Raw genomic sequence first — 24,116 nt, forward strand, 5'->3', positions numbered from 1 at the left:
GATGGCAAGGGAGTACAGCTTATAAAGCCACTTCCGATTATATTATATATTTACCATAGTTTAAGGAGAAAGAAATGAAATTAGATAAAGTTGCAAATTCTGGTAATGATGAGTTTTATACACCAGAGTATGCAATAAAACCACTATTAAAATATATTCCGAAAAATGCTAAGGTTTGGTGTCCATTTGATACATCAGACAGCCTATTTGTGAAATTACTACTTGAACACGGCTGTGAAGTAGTGAATACACATATTTCACGAGGAGAAGATTTCTTTGAGTTATCAAATAGTGAAATAGCGGACTGGTGTGACTACATTATTAGTAATCCTCCTTATTCTAGGAAAACAGAAGTGTTGGAGGAGCTGTTCATGACCGAAAAACCATTTGCTATGCTATTGGGGTGTGTTGGCCTATTTGAGAGCCAAAAAAGATTTGAAATGTTTAGGGATAATAGTTTTGAGATTATGATGTTTAATCGACGTATCTCATATTTCCAAAGTTATGAAGAACAGAAACCTTCAAAAAATCCTCCGTTTTCTTCATGGTATTTGTGCAAGGGAATTTTAAATAAACCGTTTGTGTTCGAAGAGGTAGTCAAATGAAATCAAGCTGGAAAAAGCAAAGGCTTGCTACTAAGAAGCGGAGTATTAAGTTAATGAAGTGGAAGAATAACTTTATTAGGAAATATGGATATAAAAGGATAGCAGCATTTTGCGTTAGAGCTAGTGAGGCAGCACGGAGGTTTGTAAATGCTTTCTACTCTGTTCGAAAATCTATCACAAGATTACGGAAAGCAAATGAGGTAATGGAATGAATAAGTTTATTGAAAATGCAGTCACAGGAATTCTGTTAGGTGGATTTGCAGCTCTATTCATTGCAGTGATTTATCGCACTGTAAGATGGATTCTTGGATTTTAGAAAAACAAAAAAGCCCGGTAGCAGCGGGCTTAGGTAAATGTTTTGTTCTATCTAAATTATACCATATAAGGAGGTTAAAGTTTTGGCTGATAAGTTAGATAGACTAATAAAAGACTACGTCACTGGTAATCTTGATAGGCAAATTCAATCAAGGGTGAACAGTATCACTTTTAAGATGAAATATAAAAGTAAGCCAGACAATTTGGGAATCCGAACGGCATATTCTGGTGGGTCTGAACAAGAGAGTGCACTCCTATTGCAAGAAGAAATTGATAGAGCTATTGAAACGGATAGCTTAATTAATGAGATAAAGTATAAAAAATATCAACTTGAAACATGGTTTGGCACTCCTGGTAAAAGGACTGATGACTATTTAATCTGTGAGGAACGGTGGAAAAATAAGTCACCGCAATGGTACATTGCTCAAAAGATAAAATTCAGTGAAAAAACAGTACAAAGGAACTATTTGGCATTGAAGAAATCAATAATAGATTGGGGAGAACTTGAAGAATACATTTGAGCTGTCCGATTTATGTCCGAAAGTTGTCCTTTTAAGCCGATGTAATCGTGCTAATATTGTATTATGAACAATTCGGCAGAATGCTATCATGGTTAGTCTCGATGAATCAAAAAGTGCGAGATTGTTCATAAGTAACCGACATGGTCAAGGGGTTAAGACACTACACTTTTAATGTAGAGACGTGAGTTCGAATCTCGCTGTCGGTTATAGCAGGTACTTACAGGAAGTGCCTGACTCTAGAAAATACTTATAAACACTATCCTGTTAAAGCTGTCAGAAATGGCGGCTTTTTATGTCATAATATCACAAGGAAGTTTGAATTTTTCGCAAACGTGAAAAAGGTGGAATGACTTGTTTGAGTCATTGAATAGAAAGAGTTTGATTTCCTTTGGTGATTACATTACTAAGGGTTTCGGATATAGTTTCGGTTGATATAAAGTAGAAGTGTAATTAAGGTCAATTTTGTATATATCATTAAATAAAAATATAGGAAGGAATTTAAAATTATGCCAATGATTGGACGATGTCGAGAGCTTAATTGCCATGCGATGGTTTTTCGGCCAGCTGTATACTGCGCTAAACACAAGGCTATGGAACACGCCTACCAAGAGAAGCGTAAGGAATATGACCGCGTTCGTTTTCAAAATTATAACTACAAAAGAAATAATATGAACCGAATGAAGTCCGAACAAAACAAGTTCTACCATACTAAACTTTGGAAAAGCATTAGAGCGACAGCTTTAGAACGTGACAATCATTTGTGTCAATACTGTTTGTCTCGTGGTCGCATTCGAACAGGTAACATCGGTGACCATATCGTGCCTTATGAGTTTGACTCAGAGAACAGATCAAACCTTGAGAACATTGCGACCTGTTGCGCGAAATGCCACAGTACGAAGACAAAATGGGAACAGCTCTATTATGGGACGGGTGTCAAGAATCGTTTAAAAAAAGTTGTGCCGATTAGAAACGTGAAGGATGTTCCAGATTTTCAGACTGATATTTAATATCCCCCCCCACTATTACAATTTTTGGAGAGCACTCACAAGGTGTTTTCTTGCGTGAAAACCAAATTTTTAAAATTTTTAGGTAGGGGGGGGTCAAACAAAAAAGAAAGGAGATTATTTTTGGCTAAAAAGTCGTATAAAGACATTAATGATGGTGGTTTAAGCTATCGTCCGCCTGACCATCTTGGTCGTACTGCGAAACAAATTTGGCGAAAAGTAGTCGTCTTTTTAGAAACTCAAAAACCTGTAGAACGGATTGACCAAACATTAGTTGAAATGTATTGCACGCAGTATGAAATTTATCGCAATTCATACGAACATCTAAAAAAACATGGCGAAGTGCAAGAGATTTGGAAACCTGTGCAAGATATGACCGGAGAAGTCATTGACAAAATCTTCCAAGGATATAAACGCAACCCTATGACTCAGATTTACTCTGACGCCATTAAAAATTTATCTAAAATTGGTTCTGAGTTAGGACTATCACCAAAATCAAGGTCAGAGTTAATGACACTGAACTTACAATCAAGTGATGATGAAGATGACGGAATGGGGGACTTCTTCGATGATTGAAAAAATAGATTTGACTCAAACGCATGATGTCATAGGCGCTTATCAAGCCATCAACTACAATGATATTCGTGCGACTTACCAAGATGAAGGCACGCAGTATGCGTTTGATGTGCTCGATGGGAAGTACACCACAGGCTACTTAATGAAGCTTGCTTGTTTTAGACACCTTCAAGACTTGAAGCGCATCAACGAAAAAGCTTTCCCTTATCAGTATTCTGTGAAGCATGTCAGTCGTTTGATGAAGTTTTCAAGAATGGCACCAAATGTGGATACGATGGAACCAACCAAGTTAATGGCTTGGCAACAATTCATGCTTGCTTCGTTAATTGGATGGAGAAACAAAGAGGGTGGTAAACGATATAGTCGTGCCATCATTTCAGTCGGACGTGGGCAAGGTAAAACCTACATGTTAGCCATTCTAATGGCTTATTCATTTTTTGTAGAGAGTCGTGGTTTGTCTAACCAAGATTTTTTAGTTTCGTCCATCAATGCAAAACAAACAGGTAAATTATACGGCTATTTGAAATCTATGATGACTGTTCTGATGGCATTCAACCCGTGGAAAAAAATTTCAGAAGAGACAGATTTAGTCTTAAACTCTGAAAGAATCATCATGAGACACAATAATAATGTGATTCGTCCGATTTCGCATGAATCCGGTCAATACGATTCTTACCACTTTACAACCGCCATTTTTGATGAAATCGGTGAGGTCAAGAGTCGTGACAAGATTTCTAAGATTATCTCAGGGCAAGTGAAAGTTCCTAATCGGCAGTTTATTCAGATTTCTACGGCTTATCCAGACCCTACCGTCCCCTTTCATGAAGATGAAAAAATGCTCCAACAAGCCATGGAGCAAGATTGGAATCGAGAGGCAGATACTTATCTATGCTTGGTGTGGTCCAATGATAGCTTAGAGGAAACCTACCAACAAGAAACATGGGTGAAGTCTAATCCTTTACTCGACTTACCAAAAGAACATGATAATTTGATGCAAGGTTTGATTGACAAACGAGACAATGACGCCTTAACAGGGGCAACTCATGACTTTCAGTGTAAAAATCTTAACATGTGGTTGACCTCAGATGTCAATAGCTATCTACATTTGGCAGATGTCTCAAAGGCGATTGTTCCAATGTTTGATATCAGATGTAAACAATGTTATGTCGGGGTTGACTATTCCATGATGTCAGATAATACGGCCATCGCTTTTGTTTTTCCTTATCTTGATGAAGAAGGTCGACCAAAATGGCATATTACCCAACATTCCTTTGTACCCTTTCACAAAGCTGGCTCAATTGAGGCTAAAGAAAAACAAGATGGTATTAATTATAGAGAACTTGAAAAGAAAGGACTGTGTACGATTACCAGCCACCCTCAAGGGCTCATCAATGATGATGAAGTCTATGAGTGGATTGTTAATACCATTGAAGACAATGAATTAGATGTCCTCTTTTTCGGTTACGACGCCATGGGAATGACGAAAGTCATTCAAATGTTGCTCAATAATACAGGGATGAATCTTCAACCGATCAGACAAAGAACAAGTGAATTGAAAGACCCGACCAAATTTTTACAAAAACTCTTTGTCGAAGGGTCTGTGAGTAGACTTGATGATAAAATTATGGAAAAAGCCTTGTTAAATGCGGTGTTACGCGAGGATTCAATCGGCATTCAAGTGGATAAGCGTAAAGCAACATTGAAAATAGACGTTGTAGACGCCATCATCGATGCCCTTTACCAAGGGATGAACCATTTTGAGGACTATGGTATGGCAAACGATAAGAGCTGGCAAGTAGAGCACATGACGCCAGAGCAAGTGAAAGATTGGGTAACCAACCAAGAATCTGGCTTATTAGATGTAGAAGATTTTGATGAAGATTGGGGATTTGATGATGATTTTTAAAAACTTGTTTACGTCAATTTGGAAAGCATTCGATGTACTTATGTTTATTGCTTTTTCAATCACGATTACAACAACGATGTTTATGTGGAATACAACAGCTGGTGGAATTACTTTATCGGTTGTTTTTGTTTTAGCAGGACTAGCTTCCGAGTTGATAGAAAAGAAGAGAGGTGATTAATTTTGCCTGTATTTAACCTTTTCAACTCATCCCAATCACCCCCTAAATCTAAAAGGGGCATTCAAGATTATTTTCCAGATGGAAATGATGGAGCACTCCTTGAGCAGTTATTGGGTGGCGATGAACGCTGGGTGTCGGCTCAAACTGCTCTTAGAAATTCAGATTTGTTTGCCATCATTTTACAACTCTCTAATGACTTGGCGAATATCAAAATGAGTGCTGAGAAAAAGAAAAACCAAGGCATCATCGACCGGCCGAGTACGAATGCGAACACACATGGTTTTTGGCAATCGATGTTTGCCCAACTCTTATTGGGAGGGGAGGCGTTTGCTTATCGCTGGCGAAACGTAAACGGCTCAGACTTGAAGTGGGAATTCTTGAGACCCTCTCAAGTCAATACGTATTATGACGAATACGAAAACGGACTCTACTATAATGTGACCTTTGATGACCCTAAAATAGGGTCTATCCAACAAGCCCCTCAGAGTAATATGATTCATTTACGTTTGCTTTCCATTGATGGAGGAAAAACAGGGATAAGCCCACTCTATGCTTTAGGACGTGAATTCAAGATTCAAAAAGCATCTGATAATTTGACCGTGAATGCCTTGAAAAACTCCATGAATATTAGCGGAGTGCTCAATATTGAAAAAGGTGGCTTATTGAACGACAAAGATAAAGCGGCGCGTTCAAAAGCCTTTATGAAGCGGTCACGTAGTGGTGGGCCAGTGGTCTTAGATTCTCTTGAGTCCTTTACTCCACTAGAAATTAAATCTAATGTGGCACAGTTACTTTCTCAAACGGATTGGACTTCCAAACAGTTCGCCAAAGTGTTTGGGTTACCAGATAGCTACGTCGGGGGTCAAGGTGACCAACAGTCGTCGATTGAGCAAATCAGCGGAATGTATGCAAGTGCCTTAAATCGCTATATTCGACCCGTTATTAGTGAGCTAGAGTACAAGTTGAACGACACAATCAAAGTCAATGTATGGCAAGCCATCGACCCACTGGGTGATTCTTACATGTCTACCATGAGTAAAGCGACAAAAACAGGAATTTTAGCGCAAAATCAAGCGCTTTTTCTTTTACAGAAAATGGGTTATATCCCAGAACAACTGCCAGAAGGCAAGAATCTTAACCCTATAACGATGAATGTTAAACCCGTCCCAACAAATGAAGAAGAAGGGAGTGAGGTTCAAAATGAATGAACTTAGAAAGGAGGTCAAGGATGACAGAAATTGAAATTAAAGGAGACATTGTCGATAATAGCTACGGCATGATGTATGATTGGTTTGGTCTTGACTATACGAGCCCCTCGAAAGTGAATAGTGTTCTAGCAAACGCCCAAGATGAAGAAATTGTTTTGAATGTTGCTTCTAATGGTGGAGATGTGTTTGCAGCTTCCGAAATATATACAGTGCTCAAAGCATCGGGAAAGACTATTACCGTAAATATTCAAGGCATCGCCGCCTCGGCAGCTTCGGTCATTGCGATGGCTGGAGAAGTTGTCAATATTTCACCTACTGCTCAAATCATGATTCACAAAGCATGGACACAACTTGCTGGGAATGCGGATGATTTAGAGCACGAAACACAAGTCCTAGATGGCATTGACGAATCTATTGCCATGGCCTATGCCTTAAAAACAGGCATTCCTCAACCGGAATTATTACAGCTGATGTCTAATGAAACTTGGCTCACTGCACAAGATGCCGTGGACAAAGGATTTGCGGACAATATCATGTTTGTAGATCAAAATAAGTCAGTCTTTACAAATTCTCATAGTCATTTGCCAAGCGCTGATAAACTTAATGAATTTATGAATTTCATAAATTTTAAAAATCGGAATAACCCTCCGAAAGAAGCACTGATTAAAGAAAACAAAGCAGCCGATTTACGTTCTCGTAAGTTGGCTATTTTATTAGAAAAATAAAGGAGACTCAAAATGGGAGTTAAATTAACAGTCAATCAATTGAACGAAGCATGGATTGCTTCTGGAGACAAAGTCACAGACTATAATGACCAACTGAACATGGCGCTTAATGATGACAATTTCTCGGCAGAAGCGATGACAGAACTTAAAAACAAACGTGATAATGAAAAAGTTCGCCGCGATGCATTGAAAGAACAACTTATTGAGGCACAAGCTGAACAAGTTGTGAATATGCGTGATGAGGAACGAAAACCTCTTACAAATAAAGAAAAAAATCTTAAAGACCAATTCATCTCAGATTTTAAAGCGATGATTGTTGGAGATCCTAAGGTGGTTAATTTAGTGACTTCATCGACAGATGAGTCAGGGAACGCGATTGGATTGACTATTCCTCAAGATATCCAAACTACCATCAACACTCTGAAGCGTCAATATGACCAGTTAGAGCAATATGTGAAAGTTGAGGGCGTCAGTACACAAACAGGTTCTCGTGTTTATGAAAAATGGTCTGATGTGACAGAGCTTTCTGACCTCGATGATGAAACAGCAGTGATTGGTGATAATGACGATCCTAAATTGACACTCATCAAATACGCCATCCATCGCTACTCTGGAATTACAACTGCGACCAACTCTCTTTTGAAGGATAGTGCAGACAATCTCTTAGCTTGGCTTTCCAGCTGGATTGCCAAAAAAGTCGTTGTTACACGTAATAAACAAATCATTAAAGCAATGGAAGCAGTGCCTAGCAAGGTCACGCTGAAAACTTTCGATGACATCATTACGATGATTAACACAGCTGTAGACCCAGCGATCAAAGGGACGTCATTTATCATGACGAACACGTCCGGCATGAATGAGTTAGCGCTTGTGAAAAATGCCATTGGTGATTATCTTCTTCAACCAGACCCTAAACAGCCAGACCAATATTTAATCAAAGGCAAACGAATCGTGGCAATTTCAGACCGTTGGTTACCTAGTGCTGGAACTGAGAAAGCACCAGTGTACCCACTCTATTATGGTGATTTGAAAGAAGCGGTAACCTTGTTTGACCGTGAGAATCTTTCTCTATTGTCTACAAACATCGGTGGTGGAGCATTTGAAAAAGACCAAACTAAAATCCGAGTGATTGACCGTTTTGATGTTCAAGCGACAGATTCAGAAGCTTGGGTTGCTGGTTCATTCACTAAAATTGCAGACCAAAGCGGAAATCTCACTCCTCCAAGTGCTCCAACTACAAGCGTAGCGGAATCAAAAACTAAATAAGGGGTGACAGATGAGTGGTAATCAAGAACTTCTAGAAAGATTCAAAACGTCATTGAGGGTCGATCTGGACAATGACGATGATTTGATTTTATCTTATATTGAAGCGGCGGCGTCATTTGTAACAAATGCGATTACAGAGCATCAAGATGAGATTGATTTTTTCTCTCTTCCAACCGTCAAACCCCTTTATGAAACAGCGGTTCTTGCTTTATCCGGCGCTTATTACACCTATCGGGTGGCGCTTGTGGATGTTCAGCACTTTAACGTCGATTTAGTATTGAACAGTATTATTGGTCAACTCAGAGGGAAATTTGACTGCTACAAATACGGAGACGGTGATGAATAGAACTAAACTTTTTAGCGACTTTAATAAGCGCATTACCATTGGTACTATAGAGAGCGTCCCAAATAAAAATACGGGGGACAACGACGCCGATTTCGTCCCTCAATTTAGTTTGTGGGCGAAAGTTCAAAGACGCACGGCGAATCAGTCGAACACGATTTATGGTACGGCATTAGAAGATAGCTTAGTGCTTGCGGTACGTCATGATGACCGCCTCTCAAAAGCGCTTAAAGTGCAATATTCAGGCGATGTCTACGATATCGTCATTCATAATAAAGATGAAAGCAATAACTATTTACTCTATGATTACCTCACCGTACGTCTCTTCAAAAAGAAAGGGTGACTATGGATTTCAATACACAAATCGAGTCGTGGCTGGAAGGCGTCAAGTCATTGAGTCCATCAACTCAAGTCAGAGCTAAGATGACCAAAGCACAAGCAGAGGTTTTTAAGGAAGAGTTAACGAAGGTCACTAAAGAGAAGCACTATTCTACCCACAACGACCAAAAGAGTGGTCATATGGCTGACAACATCGATTTTGTAAATGGAGAAATTGATGGTACGTTTACTGGGAATTCAGTGGTAGGTTGGAATAATGCCTATCATGCGAGAAATGCCCGACGCTTGAACGATGGGACGAAAAAATATCCCGCTGACCATTTTGTGGATGAGGTCAGGGAATCCCCCGAAGTCCAAGAAAAAATGATGCGGGCACAACAGGAGGTCTATGAAAAGCAAGTGAAAGGTGAGAATTAATGGAGATGCCTACTTATCAGGCTGTTTCCTTGCTCGAAGAACAAGGCTATACTTGGTTAGACCATATCTATCAAGGGTCTGTTCCAGCAGAGGAAGTCAACGATACCAGTCACACCGTGGCAGTCGTCACAGAAACCATCAGTCGTCCGACAGACTACGCCAACAACACTTTTAAAGGGTGGGAAATGGGTGTGGAAGTCCAAATTTTCTATGCCCAAAAGTTTCAGCACCCCCTTTGCGATGTTGAAATCGAGTTGGCAACTGTTTTTAAAAAAGAAGGATGGCTGATTTCACAATCAAAAGCACACAAAAAAGACCCAGATACAGGTCAAATAACAAAGGTCTTTTATTTCAAAAAAAAATTAATTTTAAAGGAGCATTAAAATGGCAGGTTCAGTAAGCTACAACGGTATTAACTATATCACCGTGGGTCTCATCGATGATGAGGGGAAAATCATTAAAGGGGCAGACGGAGTAAGCGCAGATGGAATTTTAAAAATCGACGGTGATGGTCAAGGCTCAACAACCGCGAATATTACAGGTTTAGAGGCCGAAGGGACGGCAAAATACGCCAACAATGTCGTCAAACGTATTTCTCATGGTGCTCAAAGCCCCAAGGTGGCTTTAACCATGCTCGATATGCCTTTTGACGTGGCTCAAAAATTGAAAGGGTACGAGTCTGATGGAAAAGGTGGATATGTCTTGACGAGTGGTAAAAAGCCCCACGTTGCCTTACTCATTTGTTCCACAGGTTATGACGGCGAGTTTTACTACGATTGTTTCGCCAATGGGGAACTGACAGAGCCTGGTAAAAATCACGCCACCAATACGGAGTCAGAAGCTGAGTATGATGCAACTTTCACTTATCAAGCCCTTGCGCCGATTGCGGACGGTGTTTTCTTAGACCAAAAAGGCGTTAAACGGATGTTCAAAATGTACAACTCAAGCGATGCAGGATTTTCAGAAGATGCCATGTTGGCAGAAGTCTTTGGAGGGTACACCAAGGCAGCACCGAAAAGCGCATCCCTTGCCAAAAAATAAGTAGAATAGAAGGAACTTACGACAATGATTAAAATCAATACCAAACCCTTGGGACTCTCAAAAAGCATCAACCTCAAAGCGACCGTAGGCTTAAAACAAGAAGCGAACCGTCTCATGATTCAATTGATTCAACTTTCAAGCCCTTCCCAAAATGTCAGTGATGAGATCGAAGACCCGATTGAACAAATCCAAAAGGCCGATGAAGTCATTGAGGGCATCCTTCAGTTCATTCAAAAAGCCCTTCGATTAACGGATAAACAAATCGATGACATTAAATATTCCATTGACGAAGAAGAACTGGGGCAATTCATGGCCTACCTTGTTCAACGTTTCAATGGTTACTCAGACGAACAAATTCGTTTATCTTTGTCTGTAGAGCAACAAGGGTCAATAATTGACGACCCAAAAAAAGAATTGCCCGACAAAGGGCAGAATTAAAAGCCCTCAAGGATGAAAATGAGGACATCGACTATTTAAAACAACAACTGCTTATTCACTCTGGCTTGACACCAAGCCAATTGGATGGGGAAGATTATTTTGAGTTGCTGGATGTGTTGAAGTCCAAAGCCCAAAAAGATAGAACCATGGATGCCTCAGAGGCACACCGACGCTTGAGAAACATGAGTGCGTAGAAAGGGGAAAACATGAAAATACAAAACGAGATGGCCACCAAAATTGCCATTGATACTGTGTCAGCGAATAATAGTCTTCAAGGCTTGACTAAAGCTGTTTCCTCTGCGACACAAGCATGGAAAGCTCAAGAAATCGCTTTGAAAAACAGCGGCGACCAGTTGGGCGCTTCCAAAGCGAAGTTTGAAGGCTTGGGCAATGCCATTGAAGCTCAAAAAAAGAAAATCGATGAACTTCGAAATAGACAAGAAGGACTCAACACTCAAAATAAGAAAGATGCCGAGACCTATCTTGACCTTCAGAAAAAAATAGATACTGCGACAAAACAGTTGAATAGTTATGTCGCACAACAAGACAAAGCAAAACAATCGGTCGCCTATTACAGTAGCGGGCTTGCAGACCTAAAAAAATCTTACGAGCAAAACAAGCAATTATCAGAGAGTTTTGTGACTCGTTTGAAGGCTGAAGGCAAAGAAGTTGAAGCGAACAAGGTTCGTTTGTCTGGATTACAAGATTCGTTTTCTAACTTGTCACATCAATACAAGATTCAGGAAGAAGAACTTAACAAAATCGTTGATGTATCGGGTAAAAGTAGTGAGGCTTATCTCAAACAAAAGACGCGATTAAATGAAACCGCCACTGCTATAGCCAAGACAAACTCTGAAATGAAAGAACTTTCAGAACAGATGTCTAGGCCTCACCCTAATTTCTTGTCGGGTATCCGAAATAAAATCGATGGGGTCAACGAGAGTGCCACAAAAACCAATCATCTTTTCGGTAAAATTCTCGGTGCTGAGTTAATTAGTCGTGCAGCAATCGCAGGAATTCAGAGTTTGACCGCACGGCTTGGGGATGCCATTCATTCAGGGGTCGAATTTACACAGACCCAACAAGTCATGAAGGCGGCTTGGGACACTCTCACGAATGACGTGACGAAGTCTGACCAGATGGTCAAAAGTATCAATGATATTTCCATCGCGACTGGACGTTCACGCGACATCGTTAATGAGTTAGATCAAGGCTTCTATCACCTCCATTCGAACAAGGAAGAGGCTGACAATCTGACGAAATCCATGCTCAATATGGGGGATGCGGTCGGTTTGACAGATGACCAACTGACGACCGTGACCCAAGACATGGTTCATGGTCTTTCTCAAGGGAAACTCAACCTGAAAGAGTTGAATCAGTTGAGCATGTACTTTCCGATGTTTTCAGAGCAATTGCTTGAATATGAGCAAAAAGTCACAGGAAACAGCCAATTAACCATGTCTCAGCTTAGAGATATGGCGAGTGCGGGTAAAATTACTGGAGAGACGGTTGAGAAGTTATTCAATCAACTCGGGCAAGACAAATATGGTAAAGCGGCAGAGAATATGCTTTCTACCATGACGGGGATGAAACGAACGATTAATGCTCAAGTTCCCGCTTTGATTAGCGCTTTTGAAAAGCCAATACTGACAGCACAGAATCCTTTCTACGGCGCTATTTCTAAGTGGGTCTCTGATAAGAAAACCCAATCGGAATTCGAAAAAGTTGGAGATGCCTCCAGTAAAGGAATTAAAACAATTACTGATGCGTTTTCAAAAGTGTTCAAAATTAAAGACGGTACGCAATTTCTAGACCAAGTCTTGGACAAATTGGCTCAAAAGGTCACGATATTTAGTGATTCAATTGCCAAACATGCGCCAGATATTGTCTCTTTTTTTAAATCTACCCAATCCATCAGCTCAACGAGTTTGAAAATCTTTGTCCAAGTGTTGAAGGATTTAGAACCTGTTTTAGCTGTGGTTGGTGGCTTTGCCAAGTCGAATCCTAAATTATTCGCTCAGTTAAGCTTAGGGATAATGGTTAGTTCCAAAGCCCTCTCTGGTTTGAGTCTTGCTTTTCGCGGGCTTGATTCGGCCGCTAAAATGGGTTCTGGTGCGATGAAAGTGTTTAGTAAAGGGATAGGAAGTTCGGGCAGTGGTTTAAAAGGGTTCTTAGGGCTCATCAAGCCAAATCCTGTCTTTCTATTTACGGCCGCCATTGTCGCAGCCGGTGTTGCTTTTGTCCTCGCTTATAACAAAATCAAGCCCTTTAGAGACATGGTCAATAAGCTGTTGGCTTCCATCAAAGCATTTGGAGAAAAAGCGTATAAGTCCTATCTTAAGCCTTGTATTGACGCTATCATGAAAACCTTTAATTCATGGGGTAAATCCATGAATAGTTTTTGGTCAAAAAACGGTCGTCCCTTAGAACTTGCGATTGGCAATTTTTCAAAAGTGGTTAAAGTTGCCTTACTTCCAGTGACTGTTAGCCTTGGTGCATTGGGAGGCATCTTCCATTCTGTCTTTTCTGGAATGGTAAGAGAGACAAAAATTTCATTTGACACCATCAAAGGTGTTTTCTCAGGTGCTTTTAAAGTCATTGGTGGTCTGCTTGAAATATTCATTGGCGTCTTTACCGGAAACTGGCAAAAAGCAGGAAAAGGCGCAGAAGATGCCATGAGTGGCATGGGTAAAATTATTGGCAGTCTGCTTCAAGGGTTTGAAAAAACATTTGGGAACCTTGCCAAAACCATCGGAGAAGCGGTCGTCAACGGGATTATCGGTGGCATTAACGCAGGGATTGGCGCGATTGACGATGTCATCCATCTCTTTGGCGGTTCTAAAGAGGCGATTGGTAAGATAAAACCTGTTAAATTTGCGACAGGTACAAGAAGGCCGATAAAAGAAGATACCTTAGCCATGCTTAATGATGGGGGTGATAGTCCGGAAACAGGGAACAGAGAGATTGCTTTCTTGCCCAATGGACAACTCTTCATGCCTCAAAAACGAAATTGGGTGGGTGTCTTACCTCGCGGAACTGAAGTTGCCTCCGCAAGTGAAAGCAAAGCTTTACTTTCATCTGGTCTGGTGACTCCCTTTGCCAAGGGTACGGGATTTATTGAAAATATCGAATCTTTTGGTGCAAAAGCGCTTGATGGCATGAAAGATAAGTTAGAGGGAATAACCTCCGCTCTCACCCATCCTCTTCGTTTTTTGAATGGCATCTTCTCGCATGTCGCACATTTTAAAGGGACGAAAGAAGTTGTTTCCATCGGAACGTCACTTGGTCAGGGGTTCTTGCAAAATATTGTCCATCCTTTTGTTTCTCTTTTCAGTTCCTTGAAAAAGAAAGAAGAAAGTTCTCAAAGCGCCCCTTCGGGTTCAGGCGTTGAACGTTGGCGTGGTCAGGTGGAACAAGCCCTCAGAATGGTTGGTCTTCCCGATACTCCAACAATGGTCAATGCTTGGCTCAAGCAGATTCAAACCGAGTCTGGCGGGAATGAAAAAGCGGTTCAAGGTGGCTATACCGATATTAACACCCTTACGGGAGATTTAGCCAAAGGGCTCTTACAAACGATTTCAGCCACTTTCAATGCCTACAAATTCCCAGGTCATGGCAACATTTTTAACGGTTTTGATAACATGTTAGCTGCGATGTCTTACGCGAAATCACGTTATGGCTCCTCTTTGCTGGGTGTTATCGGGCACGGGCACGGCTACGAAAACGGGGGACTCATTTCACAACATGGGCTCTATGAAATCGCAGAGGGTAATAAGCGTGAAATGGTAATCCCCATGGATATGACCAAACGCTCACGAGCGCATCAACTACTCGGCGAAGTCGTCTCAGAGTTTTCATCAGACAGAGCGACTCCTTCACAAACATCGAGCGCTCACTCAAACGCAAGTGATTTAGCGGTATTAACTGAAAAGTTTGACACCGTGATAGGTCTTTTCGGTCAGTTGTTGGGCTTGAATCAAGAACAATTGAAAGCCATTGAACATTCAGGATTTGACAAAAACAAACTGTACCGGCAACAAGCGTTAGATGTTGCCATAAGAAGCCATCAAAGTCTATGAAAGACAACAAGGAGAAGAGAATGAATATTATTGAAGCGACAAAAAAATCGGCAGAGACGAACAAAGCCATCTACCGAAAATCAATGCCAAACTGGCTATATTTCCCGACTGATAGTGATGGTTGTTGTATCCTTTTTGATTTAGATAAGGACAAAGAGTACTCCCAGAGTGGTATTCGTTGGAATCCTAAAAAGTCTGACCTAATCGCTGACGATTGGGAAATTAGCTCAGACCTAACTGTTTTTCAATGAGTTTTTTTAGTACAGAAACTACGACGTTACTTGTGAATGAGATTTTACGAGAGCAGAGGTTAAGCAAAATAATTTAAATATAAGGAGAATAAGATGTCTGATAAAGAAGAAAAAATAAATTCTACAAAACTAGAAGAATGCAGTAAATTGGCTAAAAGAGAGAAGGTTTAAAATGCAATTCTTGTTTTTGCTTACAACTCATTAAATGACGAAAAAATTAAAAATAATCCTTCAATGGTTTCCGCCATATCAGAGTTACTTGATTTTGTTACATGGAAATTTTATTGAGATTTTGATTCCAAGAAACGGATTGCTCTAATTTCTTTACCAGAAATAACTGTTACTTGAACATATACATAGAAAGGAGTCCCATTGAAAGACAAGTTTTACATTAAGATTGGGGCACAGGAGGAAGTAGACATCACAAGTCTTATTCCCTCGCTTGAATACCTGGGAGAGACAACTTTCCCAGTCTTTCTCAATCAATACCAACAAAATACTGGGCAAGACGGCCAAGTTTGGCTTGAAAGTCAGTTAGACAAGCGTGTTATCAACGTCAATTTTCTATTTAACTTCGGAACATGGGAAGACTTCACGCTGATAAGCCATTCGATTTATCGCTTGTTTGCGCAAGGTCAGTTGATACGGATTCGCTCAAGTGTCGAACCAGCCCTTGTTAAGTGGGTTGTACCGACGACCTTTGAAATTAAGCCTGTGAGTGAGGGGAGTCATGACGCGACCTTTACGATTCCCTTTGACCATCCAAGTGGCTATAAAGTTTCTCTTTATCGGTCAGATGCATTTTTTACAAGCAATGATGAGAATCTGTGGCAGTTTGGCATGGGGCTTCCTCTTGATGAAAAAATCGGCTATCGTTTCACAAGCAATCGTTTCAAAGTTTATAATCCTAGTGATGTTCGAATTGACCCCTATGTCAAAAAACACGACTTGAAACTGTTGCTCAAATTTAAAGGAAGTCAAGTGAAAATCATCAATCAAACGAATCATAGTACATGGAGTTATCTTCAATCGTCCAATGGGAAGGATGACATCATCCTTGACGGGATACAGACCAGTGTCAATGGCAGTCCCGCCAGTGAAAAAACAGACTATGGCAATATTATATTAGATCAAGGTTGGAATGATATTTCTGTCACTGGTGCAACAGAAATTGACCTGACCTTTAGTTTCCCTTTTCTCTATGTTTGATTCTGAAAAAGTGTTAATCAAAGGTCTACATGGCACCAATGTAGAGCCCTTGAATAGTATTTTGAATGCCAGTTTTAAACTGACATGGGAACAGAATTCCTCTTATCAACTTGAGTTTAGTGCTTATGATGACGGTTCTGTTAGCTTTGAACTTATTGATGCAGAGAGTAGTGTTTTTTTCAAAGGACAGGAGTATATCGTTAAACAATGTATTCCTGATTTCAATGGAAGCGTTCCTTTGAAACAAATTGTCGCCACACATGTTTATAACGAAGTAGAAAGAATCCGCCAAAGAAAAATAAATACAGGAGCGCATACCTATTCTGTAGAAGATGTCCTTCAGTTCTATCTGTCTCACAACACTTTGGGCTTTACCTACCAAGTGATTGGAACATTTGACAAAATGACCATCAGTGATTTAGGCAATAGCAGTGGGAAAGACATGTTAAGTAAGTTGGTCAGTACATGGCCTTCCTGTGTTATCTACCCGGATAATCGCTGTATTCGCGTCTATGCCTCTTCGTCATGGCTAAAAGACATGGGGGGGAGGATTGATTATTTGAACAGTAGTCGTGAGATTCAGTTGACCTATGATTCGACGAATATTATCAATCAAATCATGGTCTATGGTAAAACCAAAGATACGGGAAGCGATAAGCCGAACTACTATTTTACTCCTCACTTGGTTAAAGATGAATCCTCTATTGCAAAATGGGGGTTACGTGAAGGTGAAGACTTAAGAGACGAACGCTTCACGGATGCAAAAAGTATGGACAATTATGCAAAAACCCAATTGTCCCCTGAGCCATCATTAAGTATTTCTATCCAAAGTGAGGTTAGGGATGAACCCGTAGCTGGTGAGCAAATGAGACTCGAAGTGAGAAATAAGGGATTTGTGACTCATGTTCAAGTGGTAGGGTACGTCTGGTTTCCCTTTGATGAGAGTCAAGTGACAGAAATTACCTTGAACAACACGGCGGGCACTATTTTGGATTATCAACACTTTTCAAAAAACGAATTGAATGATAGTCTGCGACGCCAAAAAAACTTAGAATATCAATTGTCTTCAGTGAGCGAACAGGCAAATCAAGCTTTCAATTCTAGGTTCTCTGGTTTACCAATTAAAAATACCGAAGCACCTCTTCCAAGTTTCACTTTGCTTGTCCCGGAGGACAATCCAGACATGGGTCTTACAGAAGGTCAAACTTTCTATGTTTCCACCCATGCCTCAGTGGTCGATGGTTTGGATGACTTTGTGCGAGAGAAGAGTGTTCAATCTGTCAATGGTCAAACTGGACAAGTGACGCTGAGTGCCCATGATATTGGCGCATTAGATGTTACGGAATCCGCAGAAAGTGCTAAAAAATTAGAGAATCCCGTAAAAATTAATGGGGTTCTTTTTGATGGAACAAAAGACATTACGATTCCTCTTGTCGACCAGTTTGAGAAAAGACTCAAGGTACTGGAGGAAACTTTGAATAAGGAGAAAACATGACAAAACTTAATGAATCGTTACCCAATGGCGGGAGTGCTCTGCGAGATGCGCTCAACGGTAATTTCCATATGCTTAACGAAGTGATTGATTTTAAAGATCAACAGAGTTTGAATGACTTAGTTGCACAAATTTGTGTTGCCTATTTGGAAACTTATAATGAGGAACTCCATCAAGAAATAAGAGCCATTATTACACCAGATTTGTCGCCGCTTGAGATTACGCAAGAAGTACTGGATTTTAGGAAAGATTCTCAGGGGATTGAACAATCTTCCATGTCCAAACGTTTGATGTCAGAGATCAACTATATTGTAAGCAAATACCTAGTGTCTTCTGATATTTGGAAAAAACCAATCGCCGTAGATGATGCAGGAAGAATAACCACTAACTATTTATCGCTGTCCTCTGTAAAGACGTCTAAGAAAATCGGTATCATTGGCGATAGTGTTGCAAGAGGTTATTTGTCTAAGTGCAACTTCGGGGATATATTCAAAAAAGAGTCTGGGGCAGAAGTTACAAACACAGCTATAAATGGTGCTTTCATGACAGATAACGAGGAGAATAGTATCTATAGTCAATCCAAAAAAATAAGTGGGTGTGACCTTTTCATTATCCAAGGTACAGATGATGACTGGTTGGGCAATATTCCAGTTGGTACAAAGTATGATGATGAAAAAACATCCTATATTGGCGCTTTTTATAAAGTGGTGGAGAATGTACGTTCCTTAAACCCCAATGCTAAAATTTTAGTGATGACAGCGACCCTGCAAGCGCCAATCTCTAATGGCAAGATGATCCGTACTGACCAATGGAAGAACACCTTGAACAACAATTTGCACGACTATATGGATGCTCAAAAAATAGCCTGTAATGATTTAGGGCTGCCCTATGCGGATTTTATGCGTCCAGATTTAATGGAGCCCATGAATCCAGCCTTCAGAAAGAAAATGATGCCTGAAGGTTTACACCCTAACGAAATCGGGCATCAGATGATTGCTCAAGAGTTGGCAAAACAAATCTATTACTATTACGGATAAGGAAAAGAATATGGCAAATCAAGAACTATGCTTTGAGATTACAAAGCAAGAACAGTTACAGCTCCCTCAACAATTTGTAACAGGACGCTTAGGGGAGGGCGGATTAAAGGCAGTCACCGTCAAGGTCTTGTCGAATCAACTCCCTTATGACTTAACCGGGCTTTCGGGTAAGTTTCTAGGGATGAAGGCAGACGGCAATCGTATTATTGATGATTCTGGATTTTTGATTCTTGACGCTCACCAAGGTGTTTTTCGATATATCTTTCCACAAGAGGCTTTTACTTTTGAGGGGGCTTATCAAGAAGCTTTCTTCAAACTCTACCGAGGCGATCAATGCGAAACGACCTTGTCGCTTGAGATTAATGTTCTGGCGAATAAGATTGAAATGGGAATCAATAGCAGTGAGTATATCAGTGATTATGAACAACTCATCAAAGCCTTGAATGAAAAAACAGAGGAGTTTTTAGAGGCTTTAACAGCGAAGGAAAATAACTTTGAATCTCAGGTCAAAGTCATTCAGGGACAAGTCCAAAATATACAAGACGCCATCAACAATCTAGAAGAAAAAATAAAGTCTGATGATTTGGTTACAAGTAAAATGTTAGAGGATGCCTTGGCACCCTACGACATGATGGTTTCTTATGACCCAAATCAAAGCACCCTTGTATGAAAGGAAAATTACAATGATTAATAACGAGTATATCGATCAGTATACACATAAGGATGGCTGTAATAGCTTCCCTAAAACATTGGTTAAAGCCATTGTGGACGCACAAGAACAACTGGTTCTCAATGGAGGCGACCAGCTTAATTTAAGGGGACTGAAAAACTTTGCGGACGGTTTACAAGTTGGAGGTGAGGCTGTTTTAACAGACGCCTTTTTGACAGAAGACCCAAAAATAGAGGGTACTTTAACTGTGCGTGGATTAGTGAACACAAGTGATTTACCCTGGACAACACTTGGGACTGGGGCGATGTATAAAAAAGTCGGCAATCGGGTAACTGTTGCTTTTGATTATACCCCTGCCACTAATGCTAATTTTAATATGGGAACCTTGCCTGAGGGTTTAAGGCCAACACACGATTTGATGTTTATCGTTCCTGGTTTCAGCTCTAGCGCCATAATCAATAACCATCTTCAAATCAATGCGGCAGGAACGTGTACAATTTTGTATGCGATAGCTGAACAACTCTATCGTTTTCAAGTGAGTTTTGAACTTTAATGTTGTGAAAGGGGGAGAAATATGGCTAATGAAGAAGGCGTCAATGTTACTCAATTGTTTATTGAAATTAAAGAGCAGTTAGCCAGACTTGAAACCAGTATTAAAGACTTACCCACAACCTCTCGTCGTGCGGAAGAAGCTTTGAAACTCGCTCAAGAAAATAAGGATGCTATTCAAAAGTTACAAGAAGGTCGTAAATGGCTTTTGCGTATCAGCCTGTCCTCCGTTGTTCTTCCCTTATTGCTTTATTTCTTTGAGCACTATTTTTATATCTTTTTCAAAAGATAGCGAAGGAGAATTTTAGAAAATGAAAAAACTTATTAAAGGGGCAACGCTTGCGATTCTAGTTATAACAAGCTTTGGCGCAACGCGTCAAGCCTTTGCGGCAGTGGGTGAGCAAGGCGTGGACTGGTCGCATTACAATGGCTATCAAGGGAACTTTGGTTATGCCAGCGACCAATTCTCAATTTCTCAAATTGGGGGGACTTACGGTGGCTACTATGTGGATCAGTTGACTTATAATAGTCAGGTTCAAAATACATTGGAACAAGGTAAGCGAGCACATAGTTATATTTATTATGAAGTGGGTAATTCGATTCCGATTGCAAAGGGGGCGCTTGACCGTTACTTGCCAAAAATTGCCACACCTAAAGGCTCTATTGTCGCTCTTGATTATGAAAGTGGGGCGAGTGGAAGTAAGCAGGCGAACACAGATGCTATTCTTTATGGAATGCGACGTGTGAAAGAAGCAGGATATACACCAATGTATTACAGCTACAAGCCTTACACAATAGCAAATGTGGACTACAAACGAATTATTAAAGAGTTTCCTGGATCACTTTGGATTGCGGAATATCCAAACTATGAAGTAACTCCAACTCCAAACTGGAATTTCTTCCCAAGTATGGATGATATTGGCATTTTCCAATTTACCTCAACTTATGTTGCAGGGGGATTAGACGGTAATATTGACCTTACAGGCATCACGGATAAGGGTTATGATGGAAAAGTACCAGACCCAGCACCGACACCAAACCCAACTCCAACACCAAGCCCAAGTAAAAAAACACACATCGTTCAATATGGCGACACATTGAGCAGCATTGCTTACAATTGGGGCACAAGCTGGCAAGAATTGGCACGTCAGAACGCTTTGAGTAATCCTAACCTTATTTATGCTGGTCAAGCAATCAGCTACTCAGGGGGCTCAAATGCGGCAGCAGGCGGAGTTTATACCGTACAATACGGAGATAACCTCTCCGTTATTGCACAACGTTTAGGAACAACTGTGCAGCACCTTGTTTCAAGTAATGGAATTCAAAACCCTAACTTGATTTATGCAGGACAAACTCTAAATTATTAATATAAATTTACCCCTAGCCATAACGGTTAGGGGTGTTTTTTGTTGTGATCAGTTTACAATGTCTGAAAGAGTTGATATAATTACTTTGCCCATAAATAGGGTATTCATCTAAGGCGCCTGCTTTATGTAGGCGTTTTAATATTTGTCCCTTATATTATTAGGTGCACTATATGCGATTTGTTATAATATGACTATAGACCTTAAGCCTCCGTGACCCTCGCCATTGTGTTCACTTTAGGAGGTTTTTTTATTTTACATTATCGCTTGCCAAAGTTTAATTATTTCTGGTATACTGATGCATATAAGCGAATTTCTTTTTATTTCTTTCTAAACAAATTCTCTATTTTAAAAGATGTGGACTTATATAAATACTCATTTTAGACCAAATCATGAGTAAATACCCCTTTCGCGCCTGTGTTTGTGCAGGCGCTTTAATGTGCTATAATAAATGTATCAGGCATAAACCATTTACCAGAATTACATATGCCTGAGGAGAACTCCCTTATAAGGTCTGAGGGAGTTTTATGCTATAATAGATATGGCAAAAATAAAACAGTTTATAGTCTTTTGATCTATTAGTCCACGTCTTGCCAACGTGGCTTTTTTTGATATAATAATATTAGCTTCGTTTTGACCAAATCAGAAGCCATCTTTTTCTAAACACTTGCATTAAGCAGGTGTTTTTTTGTTTTTCTTAGCTCCCGGTTCCGTGACGGGGAGTTTTTTTGCTATAATTGAAGTACTAGAGAGGTAGGATAAAATGGTAAAGCAAGAAGAAATTATTGAAGAATTAAAACCTATTAGAATGGCATTGCATGGCGATTTAAGTTATGAGGTGAATTTCTACTTTGAATATACGGATAGTGGAAAAACGATTGATGATTTCAGATATGCCTTGGCAACTACTGATGAAAAAACACGGAAATCTATGTTGGAAAGATTGAGTGCAACTTTTTCAGAAAGTGCTATTTCCCAGTATAATCTTAATGAATTTGATATTCTTCGTAATGATGAGAACACATTTTACTATATTGACAAAGATAAATTTGATAATGCTAAAAAAGTGATAGAAAATCTAGAATCAGAAGCTTTTACTCCGGAAGATGATTTATCCGTTCTTGGCTCAAATCTCTCAAAAGTAAAGGGAGCTATTGTTGAGATAAAAATAAAAGGTACACTCCCATTTTATTTATTTACAAAAGTAGAAACTTTTAACGGATTCAAAAAAGGAAAATATCCGCTTTCTTTAGGAAATATTGATAAGAATGGAGTTAGAGACTTGACAGATTCTAAAACAATATTTGGTATTAGAGATTATATTGGTTTCTACTATCATAATGGACACTTTATCATAAATTCCAAAGTTGATGCGGAGCGAATGTTATTCTTATCAAGTGAGTATAAAAAGCGAGCACTTGAGACAGTATCGGACCTCATCCAATTTAGATCAGTACTTGTAAATATTGAAACTTTGAAAGACAGTTTGGGTGGCAAAGGTGGTCATGTTTTGTCAAGGATGTTAATGCGAGTTTCCGTTGAAAGTCTCAAGGAAAAATTTAAGACAGCAGAAGCTAAGAAAAAGGCTCTAGATGATTTACAGGAGATTGTAAGTGATGAACGATTTGTAGATGATTTTGGCGAGATTGAAATAAATCTTGATTCTCTAGAAATTAGATATACAGAAGAAAATAAATTCCAATTTGTATCATTGATAACTGATAGAGCAGCAGAGACTTTATTTTTAGGGAAAAAGGTGATGGATTAAAATGTGGATTTATGTGATGAGTTTGTTTGTTTTTCTATTTGCAATGATTCAAATTTTATCTTGGAAAATTTCATTATTCTTCGTTTCATTTTCTCCACTATTTGTGATTTTATCTATTAAAGCATTTTTAGAATTATATTCAAAAAATATCGAGAATAAAAAGTTATCGGAAGAAATAGTCAATATTGTAATTAAATATTTTGTGGAACTTTCTCAAAATTTCTTCTGGCTTGTTGTTCTAATCCTATCTATTATGCCTCCTGTCATATTTTTGATACGGATGGGAATATCAATTGTCAGAAAAGGGAATCAGGTTAGCCTTGAAATTAGTGAGCCTTCTCAATTGGATGATGGAATAGTGAGTTATGTGATGACTTATATTGTTCCGCTCACTTCTTTAAGTTTTAGTGCAAGCCTTTCAGAATACATAAGCAATATACTATTATTTTTGATTATCATGGTGTTGTATGTTCGCATGAATTTGGTTTATCTGAACCCTGTTTTAATAATTCTTGGTTTTAACATCTTCAAGGCTACAATAAATGGAAGTGAGCGTTATATATTAACGAGAAATAGTTTTCCGCAATTTGGAAGTCTTTCAAAAAGAACAAGTGTGGCAATGCTAAAATTGAATAACAACTTTTACTTTATTCGAAAAATACATGAGTGAATATCTGTCAGCTCAAGGCGACTTTTTGTTAAATTATCAAAATATGCTACAATAAATATCTGTTCTTAATAGGTGAATCTCTATGATAATAGAGATTTTTGTGTTATACCCTAAGTACATAATCTCATAATTTCAATTTCCCCCT

At 39.5% G+C, this 24,116-nt stretch carries 26 protein-coding genes and 1 tRNA gene; all 27 read left to right on the forward strand.

Annotated features, from left to right (window positions below):
- The first annotated feature begins 74 nt into the window (after window positions 1-74).
- Complete coding sequence (locus tag PYW30_RS01435) at window positions 75-605, forward strand: methyltransferase domain-containing protein (RefSeq protein ID WP_042217553.1); 531 nt, start codon at window positions 75-77, stop codon at window positions 603-605.
- Window positions 606-1,003: 398 nt separating this feature from the next.
- Window positions 1,004-1,441, forward strand: a complete 438-nt coding sequence (locus tag PYW30_RS01440) for a DUF722 domain-containing protein (protein WP_052370170.1) — start codon at window positions 1,004-1,006, stop codon at window positions 1,439-1,441.
- Window positions 1,442-1,575: 134 nt separating this feature from the next.
- A tRNA-Lys gene (locus tag PYW30_RS01445) sits at window positions 1,576-1,647 on the forward strand.
- A gap of 300 nt (window positions 1,648-1,947) precedes the next feature.
- On the forward strand, window positions 1,948-2,448 hold the full coding sequence (locus tag PYW30_RS01450) for an HNH endonuclease (RefSeq protein ID WP_042217549.1): 501 nt from the start codon (window positions 1,948-1,950) through the stop codon (window positions 2,446-2,448).
- Between the two features lie 120 nt (window positions 2,449-2,568).
- Window positions 2,569-3,021, forward strand: a complete 453-nt coding sequence (locus PYW30_RS01455; RefSeq protein ID WP_042217547.1) for a phage terminase small subunit P27 family — start codon at window positions 2,569-2,571, stop codon at window positions 3,019-3,021.
- Window positions 2,981-4,927, forward strand: a complete 1,947-nt coding sequence (locus PYW30_RS01460; protein WP_232254513.1) for a terminase large subunit — start codon at window positions 2,981-2,983, stop codon at window positions 4,925-4,927. Before PYW30_RS01455 ends, PYW30_RS01460 begins: the two co-directional genes overlap by 41 nt.
- Window positions 4,896-5,105 carry a DUF1056 family protein gene (locus PYW30_RS01465; protein ID WP_042217542.1) on the forward strand — a complete coding sequence of 70 codons (210 nt, stop codon included), beginning with the start codon at window positions 4,896-4,898 and terminating at the stop codon, window positions 5,103-5,105. Before PYW30_RS01460 ends, PYW30_RS01465 begins: the two co-directional genes overlap by 32 nt.
- A 2-nt stretch (window positions 5,106-5,107) precedes the next feature.
- Window positions 5,108-6,313, forward strand: a complete 1,206-nt coding sequence (locus PYW30_RS01470) for a phage portal protein (protein ID WP_042217541.1) — start codon at window positions 5,108-5,110, stop codon at window positions 6,311-6,313.
- A 20-nt stretch (window positions 6,314-6,333) separates the two neighbouring features.
- Window positions 6,334-7,038, forward strand: coding sequence for a head maturation protease, ClpP-related (locus tag PYW30_RS01475; RefSeq protein WP_042217539.1), 705 nt, complete (start codon window positions 6,334-6,336; stop codon window positions 7,036-7,038).
- A 12-nt stretch (window positions 7,039-7,050) separates the two neighbouring features.
- Window positions 7,051-8,304, forward strand: coding sequence for a phage major capsid protein (locus PYW30_RS01480; RefSeq protein ID WP_042217537.1), 1,254 nt, complete (start codon window positions 7,051-7,053; stop codon window positions 8,302-8,304).
- Window positions 8,305-8,314: 10 nt separating this feature from the next.
- Window positions 8,315-8,650: a head-tail connector protein gene (locus tag PYW30_RS01485; RefSeq protein WP_042217535.1), complete on the forward strand. Its 336-nt coding sequence runs from the start codon at window positions 8,315-8,317 to the stop codon at window positions 8,648-8,650.
- Window positions 8,643-8,990: a phage head closure protein gene (locus tag PYW30_RS01490; protein ID WP_042217533.1), complete on the forward strand. Its 348-nt coding sequence runs from the start codon at window positions 8,643-8,645 to the stop codon at window positions 8,988-8,990. Before PYW30_RS01485 ends, PYW30_RS01490 begins: the two co-directional genes overlap by 8 nt.
- A 2-nt stretch (window positions 8,991-8,992) precedes the next feature.
- Window positions 8,993-9,403 (forward strand): phage tail protein, encoded by a 411-nt coding sequence (locus PYW30_RS01495; RefSeq protein WP_042217532.1) that lies wholly within the window; start codon window positions 8,993-8,995, stop codon window positions 9,401-9,403.
- A complete protein-coding gene (locus tag PYW30_RS01500; RefSeq protein WP_042217530.1) occupies window positions 9,403-9,786 on the forward strand; it encodes a DUF806 family protein in 384 nt (127 codons plus the stop codon). The genes PYW30_RS01495 and PYW30_RS01500 overlap by 1 nt, the downstream gene beginning before the upstream one ends.
- Before the next feature lies 1 nt (window position 9,787).
- On the forward strand, window positions 9,788-10,444 hold the full coding sequence (locus tag PYW30_RS01505; RefSeq protein ID WP_042217529.1) for a phage tail protein: 657 nt from the start codon (window positions 9,788-9,790) through the stop codon (window positions 10,442-10,444).
- A gap of 24 nt (window positions 10,445-10,468) precedes the next feature.
- A complete protein-coding gene (locus PYW30_RS01510) occupies window positions 10,469-10,882 on the forward strand; it encodes a phage tail tube assembly chaperone (protein WP_042217527.1) in 414 nt (137 codons plus the stop codon).
- Between the two features lie 206 nt (window positions 10,883-11,088).
- Complete coding sequence (locus PYW30_RS01515; RefSeq protein WP_052370169.1) at window positions 11,089-14,961, forward strand: tape measure protein; 3,873 nt, start codon at window positions 11,089-11,091, stop codon at window positions 14,959-14,961.
- A 20-nt stretch (window positions 14,962-14,981) separates the two neighbouring features.
- Complete coding sequence (locus tag PYW30_RS01520; protein WP_042217525.1) at window positions 14,982-15,212, forward strand: Thoeris anti-defense Tad2 family protein; 231 nt, start codon at window positions 14,982-14,984, stop codon at window positions 15,210-15,212.
- Between the two features lie 372 nt (window positions 15,213-15,584).
- Window positions 15,585-16,421 carry a phage tail domain-containing protein gene (locus tag PYW30_RS01525; RefSeq protein WP_042217524.1) on the forward strand — a complete coding sequence of 279 codons (837 nt, stop codon included), beginning with the start codon at window positions 15,585-15,587 and terminating at the stop codon, window positions 16,419-16,421.
- Window positions 16,414-17,916, forward strand: a complete 1,503-nt coding sequence (locus PYW30_RS01530; protein WP_042217521.1) for a phage tail protein — start codon at window positions 16,414-16,416, stop codon at window positions 17,914-17,916. The genes PYW30_RS01525 and PYW30_RS01530 overlap by 8 nt, the downstream gene beginning before the upstream one ends.
- The gene (locus tag PYW30_RS01535; RefSeq protein ID WP_052370168.1) at window positions 17,913-18,950 is read left to right on the forward strand and encodes an SGNH/GDSL hydrolase family protein; all 1,038 of its coding nucleotides are present in this window, start codon (window positions 17,913-17,915) and stop codon (window positions 18,948-18,950) included. Before PYW30_RS01530 ends, PYW30_RS01535 begins: the two co-directional genes overlap by 4 nt.
- A gap of 10 nt (window positions 18,951-18,960) precedes the next feature.
- Window positions 18,961-19,620 (forward strand): phage baseplate upper protein, encoded by a 660-nt coding sequence (locus PYW30_RS01540; protein ID WP_042217520.1) that lies wholly within the window; start codon window positions 18,961-18,963, stop codon window positions 19,618-19,620.
- A gap of 13 nt (window positions 19,621-19,633) precedes the next feature.
- The gene (locus tag PYW30_RS01545) at window positions 19,634-20,173 is read left to right on the forward strand and encodes a hypothetical protein (RefSeq protein WP_052370167.1); all 540 of its coding nucleotides are present in this window, start codon (window positions 19,634-19,636) and stop codon (window positions 20,171-20,173) included.
- Window positions 20,174-20,194: 21 nt separating this feature from the next.
- Window positions 20,195-20,461 carry a hypothetical protein gene (locus tag PYW30_RS01550; RefSeq protein ID WP_042217518.1) on the forward strand — a complete coding sequence of 89 codons (267 nt, stop codon included), beginning with the start codon at window positions 20,195-20,197 and terminating at the stop codon, window positions 20,459-20,461.
- Window positions 20,462-20,480: 19 nt separating this feature from the next.
- Window positions 20,481-21,536: a LysM peptidoglycan-binding domain-containing protein gene (locus tag PYW30_RS01555; protein WP_042217517.1), complete on the forward strand. Its 1,056-nt coding sequence runs from the start codon at window positions 20,481-20,483 to the stop codon at window positions 21,534-21,536.
- Window positions 21,537-22,296: 760 nt separating this feature from the next.
- Window positions 22,297-23,301, forward strand: coding sequence for a DUF4868 domain-containing protein (locus PYW30_RS01560; protein ID WP_042217515.1), 1,005 nt, complete (start codon window positions 22,297-22,299; stop codon window positions 23,299-23,301).
- A gap of 43 nt (window positions 23,302-23,344) precedes the next feature.
- Entirely contained in the window at window positions 23,345-23,971 is a 627-nt protein-coding gene (locus tag PYW30_RS01565) for a KwaA family protein (protein ID WP_143467445.1), read from the forward strand.
- Window positions 23,972-24,116: the final 145 nt, after the last annotated feature.

This window comes from Lactococcus garvieae subsp. garvieae (genome assembly GCF_029024465.1).
Lineage (GTDB): Bacteria > Bacillota > Bacilli > Lactobacillales > Streptococcaceae > Lactococcus > Lactococcus garvieae.

Excerpts from the sequence above, each read along its gene's own strand:
- PYW30_RS01435 (WP_042217553.1), top strand. The coding sequence starts at position 75 with ATGAAATTAGATAAAGTTGCAAATTCTGGTAATGATGAGTTTTATACA.
- PYW30_RS01450 (WP_042217549.1), top strand. The coding sequence starts at position 1,948 with ATGCCAATGATTGGACGATGTCGAGAGCTTAATTGCCATGCGATGGTT.
- PYW30_RS01460 (WP_232254513.1), top strand. The coding sequence starts at position 2,981 with ATGATGAAGATGACGGAATGGGGGACTTCTTCGATGATTGAAAAAATA.
- PYW30_RS01465 (WP_042217542.1), top strand. The coding sequence starts at position 4,896 with ATGAAGATTGGGGATTTGATGATGATTTTTAAAAACTTGTTTACGTCA.
- PYW30_RS01475 (WP_042217539.1), top strand. The coding sequence starts at position 6,334 with ATGACAGAAATTGAAATTAAAGGAGACATTGTCGATAATAGCTACGGC.
- PYW30_RS01480 (WP_042217537.1), top strand. The coding sequence starts at position 7,051 with ATGGGAGTTAAATTAACAGTCAATCAATTGAACGAAGCATGGATTGCT.
- PYW30_RS01485 (WP_042217535.1), top strand. The coding sequence starts at position 8,315 with ATGAGTGGTAATCAAGAACTTCTAGAAAGATTCAAAACGTCATTGAGG.
- PYW30_RS01490 (WP_042217533.1), top strand. The coding sequence starts at position 8,643 with ATGAATAGAACTAAACTTTTTAGCGACTTTAATAAGCGCATTACCATT.
- PYW30_RS01495 (WP_042217532.1), top strand. The coding sequence starts at position 8,993 with ATGGATTTCAATACACAAATCGAGTCGTGGCTGGAAGGCGTCAAGTCA.
- PYW30_RS01500 (WP_042217530.1), top strand. The coding sequence starts at position 9,403 with ATGGAGATGCCTACTTATCAGGCTGTTTCCTTGCTCGAAGAACAAGGC.
- PYW30_RS01505 (WP_042217529.1), top strand. The coding sequence starts at position 9,788 with ATGGCAGGTTCAGTAAGCTACAACGGTATTAACTATATCACCGTGGGT.
- PYW30_RS01510 (WP_042217527.1), top strand. The coding sequence starts at position 10,469 with ATGATTAAAATCAATACCAAACCCTTGGGACTCTCAAAAAGCATCAAC.
- PYW30_RS01515 (WP_052370169.1), top strand. The coding sequence starts at position 11,089 with ATGAAAATACAAAACGAGATGGCCACCAAAATTGCCATTGATACTGTG.
- PYW30_RS01520 (WP_042217525.1), top strand. The coding sequence starts at position 14,982 with ATGAATATTATTGAAGCGACAAAAAAATCGGCAGAGACGAACAAAGCC.
- PYW30_RS01530 (WP_042217521.1), top strand. The coding sequence starts at position 16,414 with ATGTTTGATTCTGAAAAAGTGTTAATCAAAGGTCTACATGGCACCAAT.
- PYW30_RS01535 (WP_052370168.1), top strand. The coding sequence starts at position 17,913 with ATGACAAAACTTAATGAATCGTTACCCAATGGCGGGAGTGCTCTGCGA.
- PYW30_RS01540 (WP_042217520.1), top strand. The coding sequence starts at position 18,961 with ATGGCAAATCAAGAACTATGCTTTGAGATTACAAAGCAAGAACAGTTA.
- PYW30_RS01545 (WP_052370167.1), top strand. The coding sequence starts at position 19,634 with ATGATTAATAACGAGTATATCGATCAGTATACACATAAGGATGGCTGT.
- PYW30_RS01550 (WP_042217518.1), top strand. The coding sequence starts at position 20,195 with ATGGCTAATGAAGAAGGCGTCAATGTTACTCAATTGTTTATTGAAATT.
- PYW30_RS01555 (WP_042217517.1), top strand. The coding sequence starts at position 20,481 with ATGAAAAAACTTATTAAAGGGGCAACGCTTGCGATTCTAGTTATAACA.
- PYW30_RS01560 (WP_042217515.1), top strand. The coding sequence starts at position 22,297 with ATGGTAAAGCAAGAAGAAATTATTGAAGAATTAAAACCTATTAGAATG.
- PYW30_RS01565 (WP_143467445.1), top strand. The coding sequence starts at position 23,345 with ATGATTCAAATTTTATCTTGGAAAATTTCATTATTCTTCGTTTCATTT.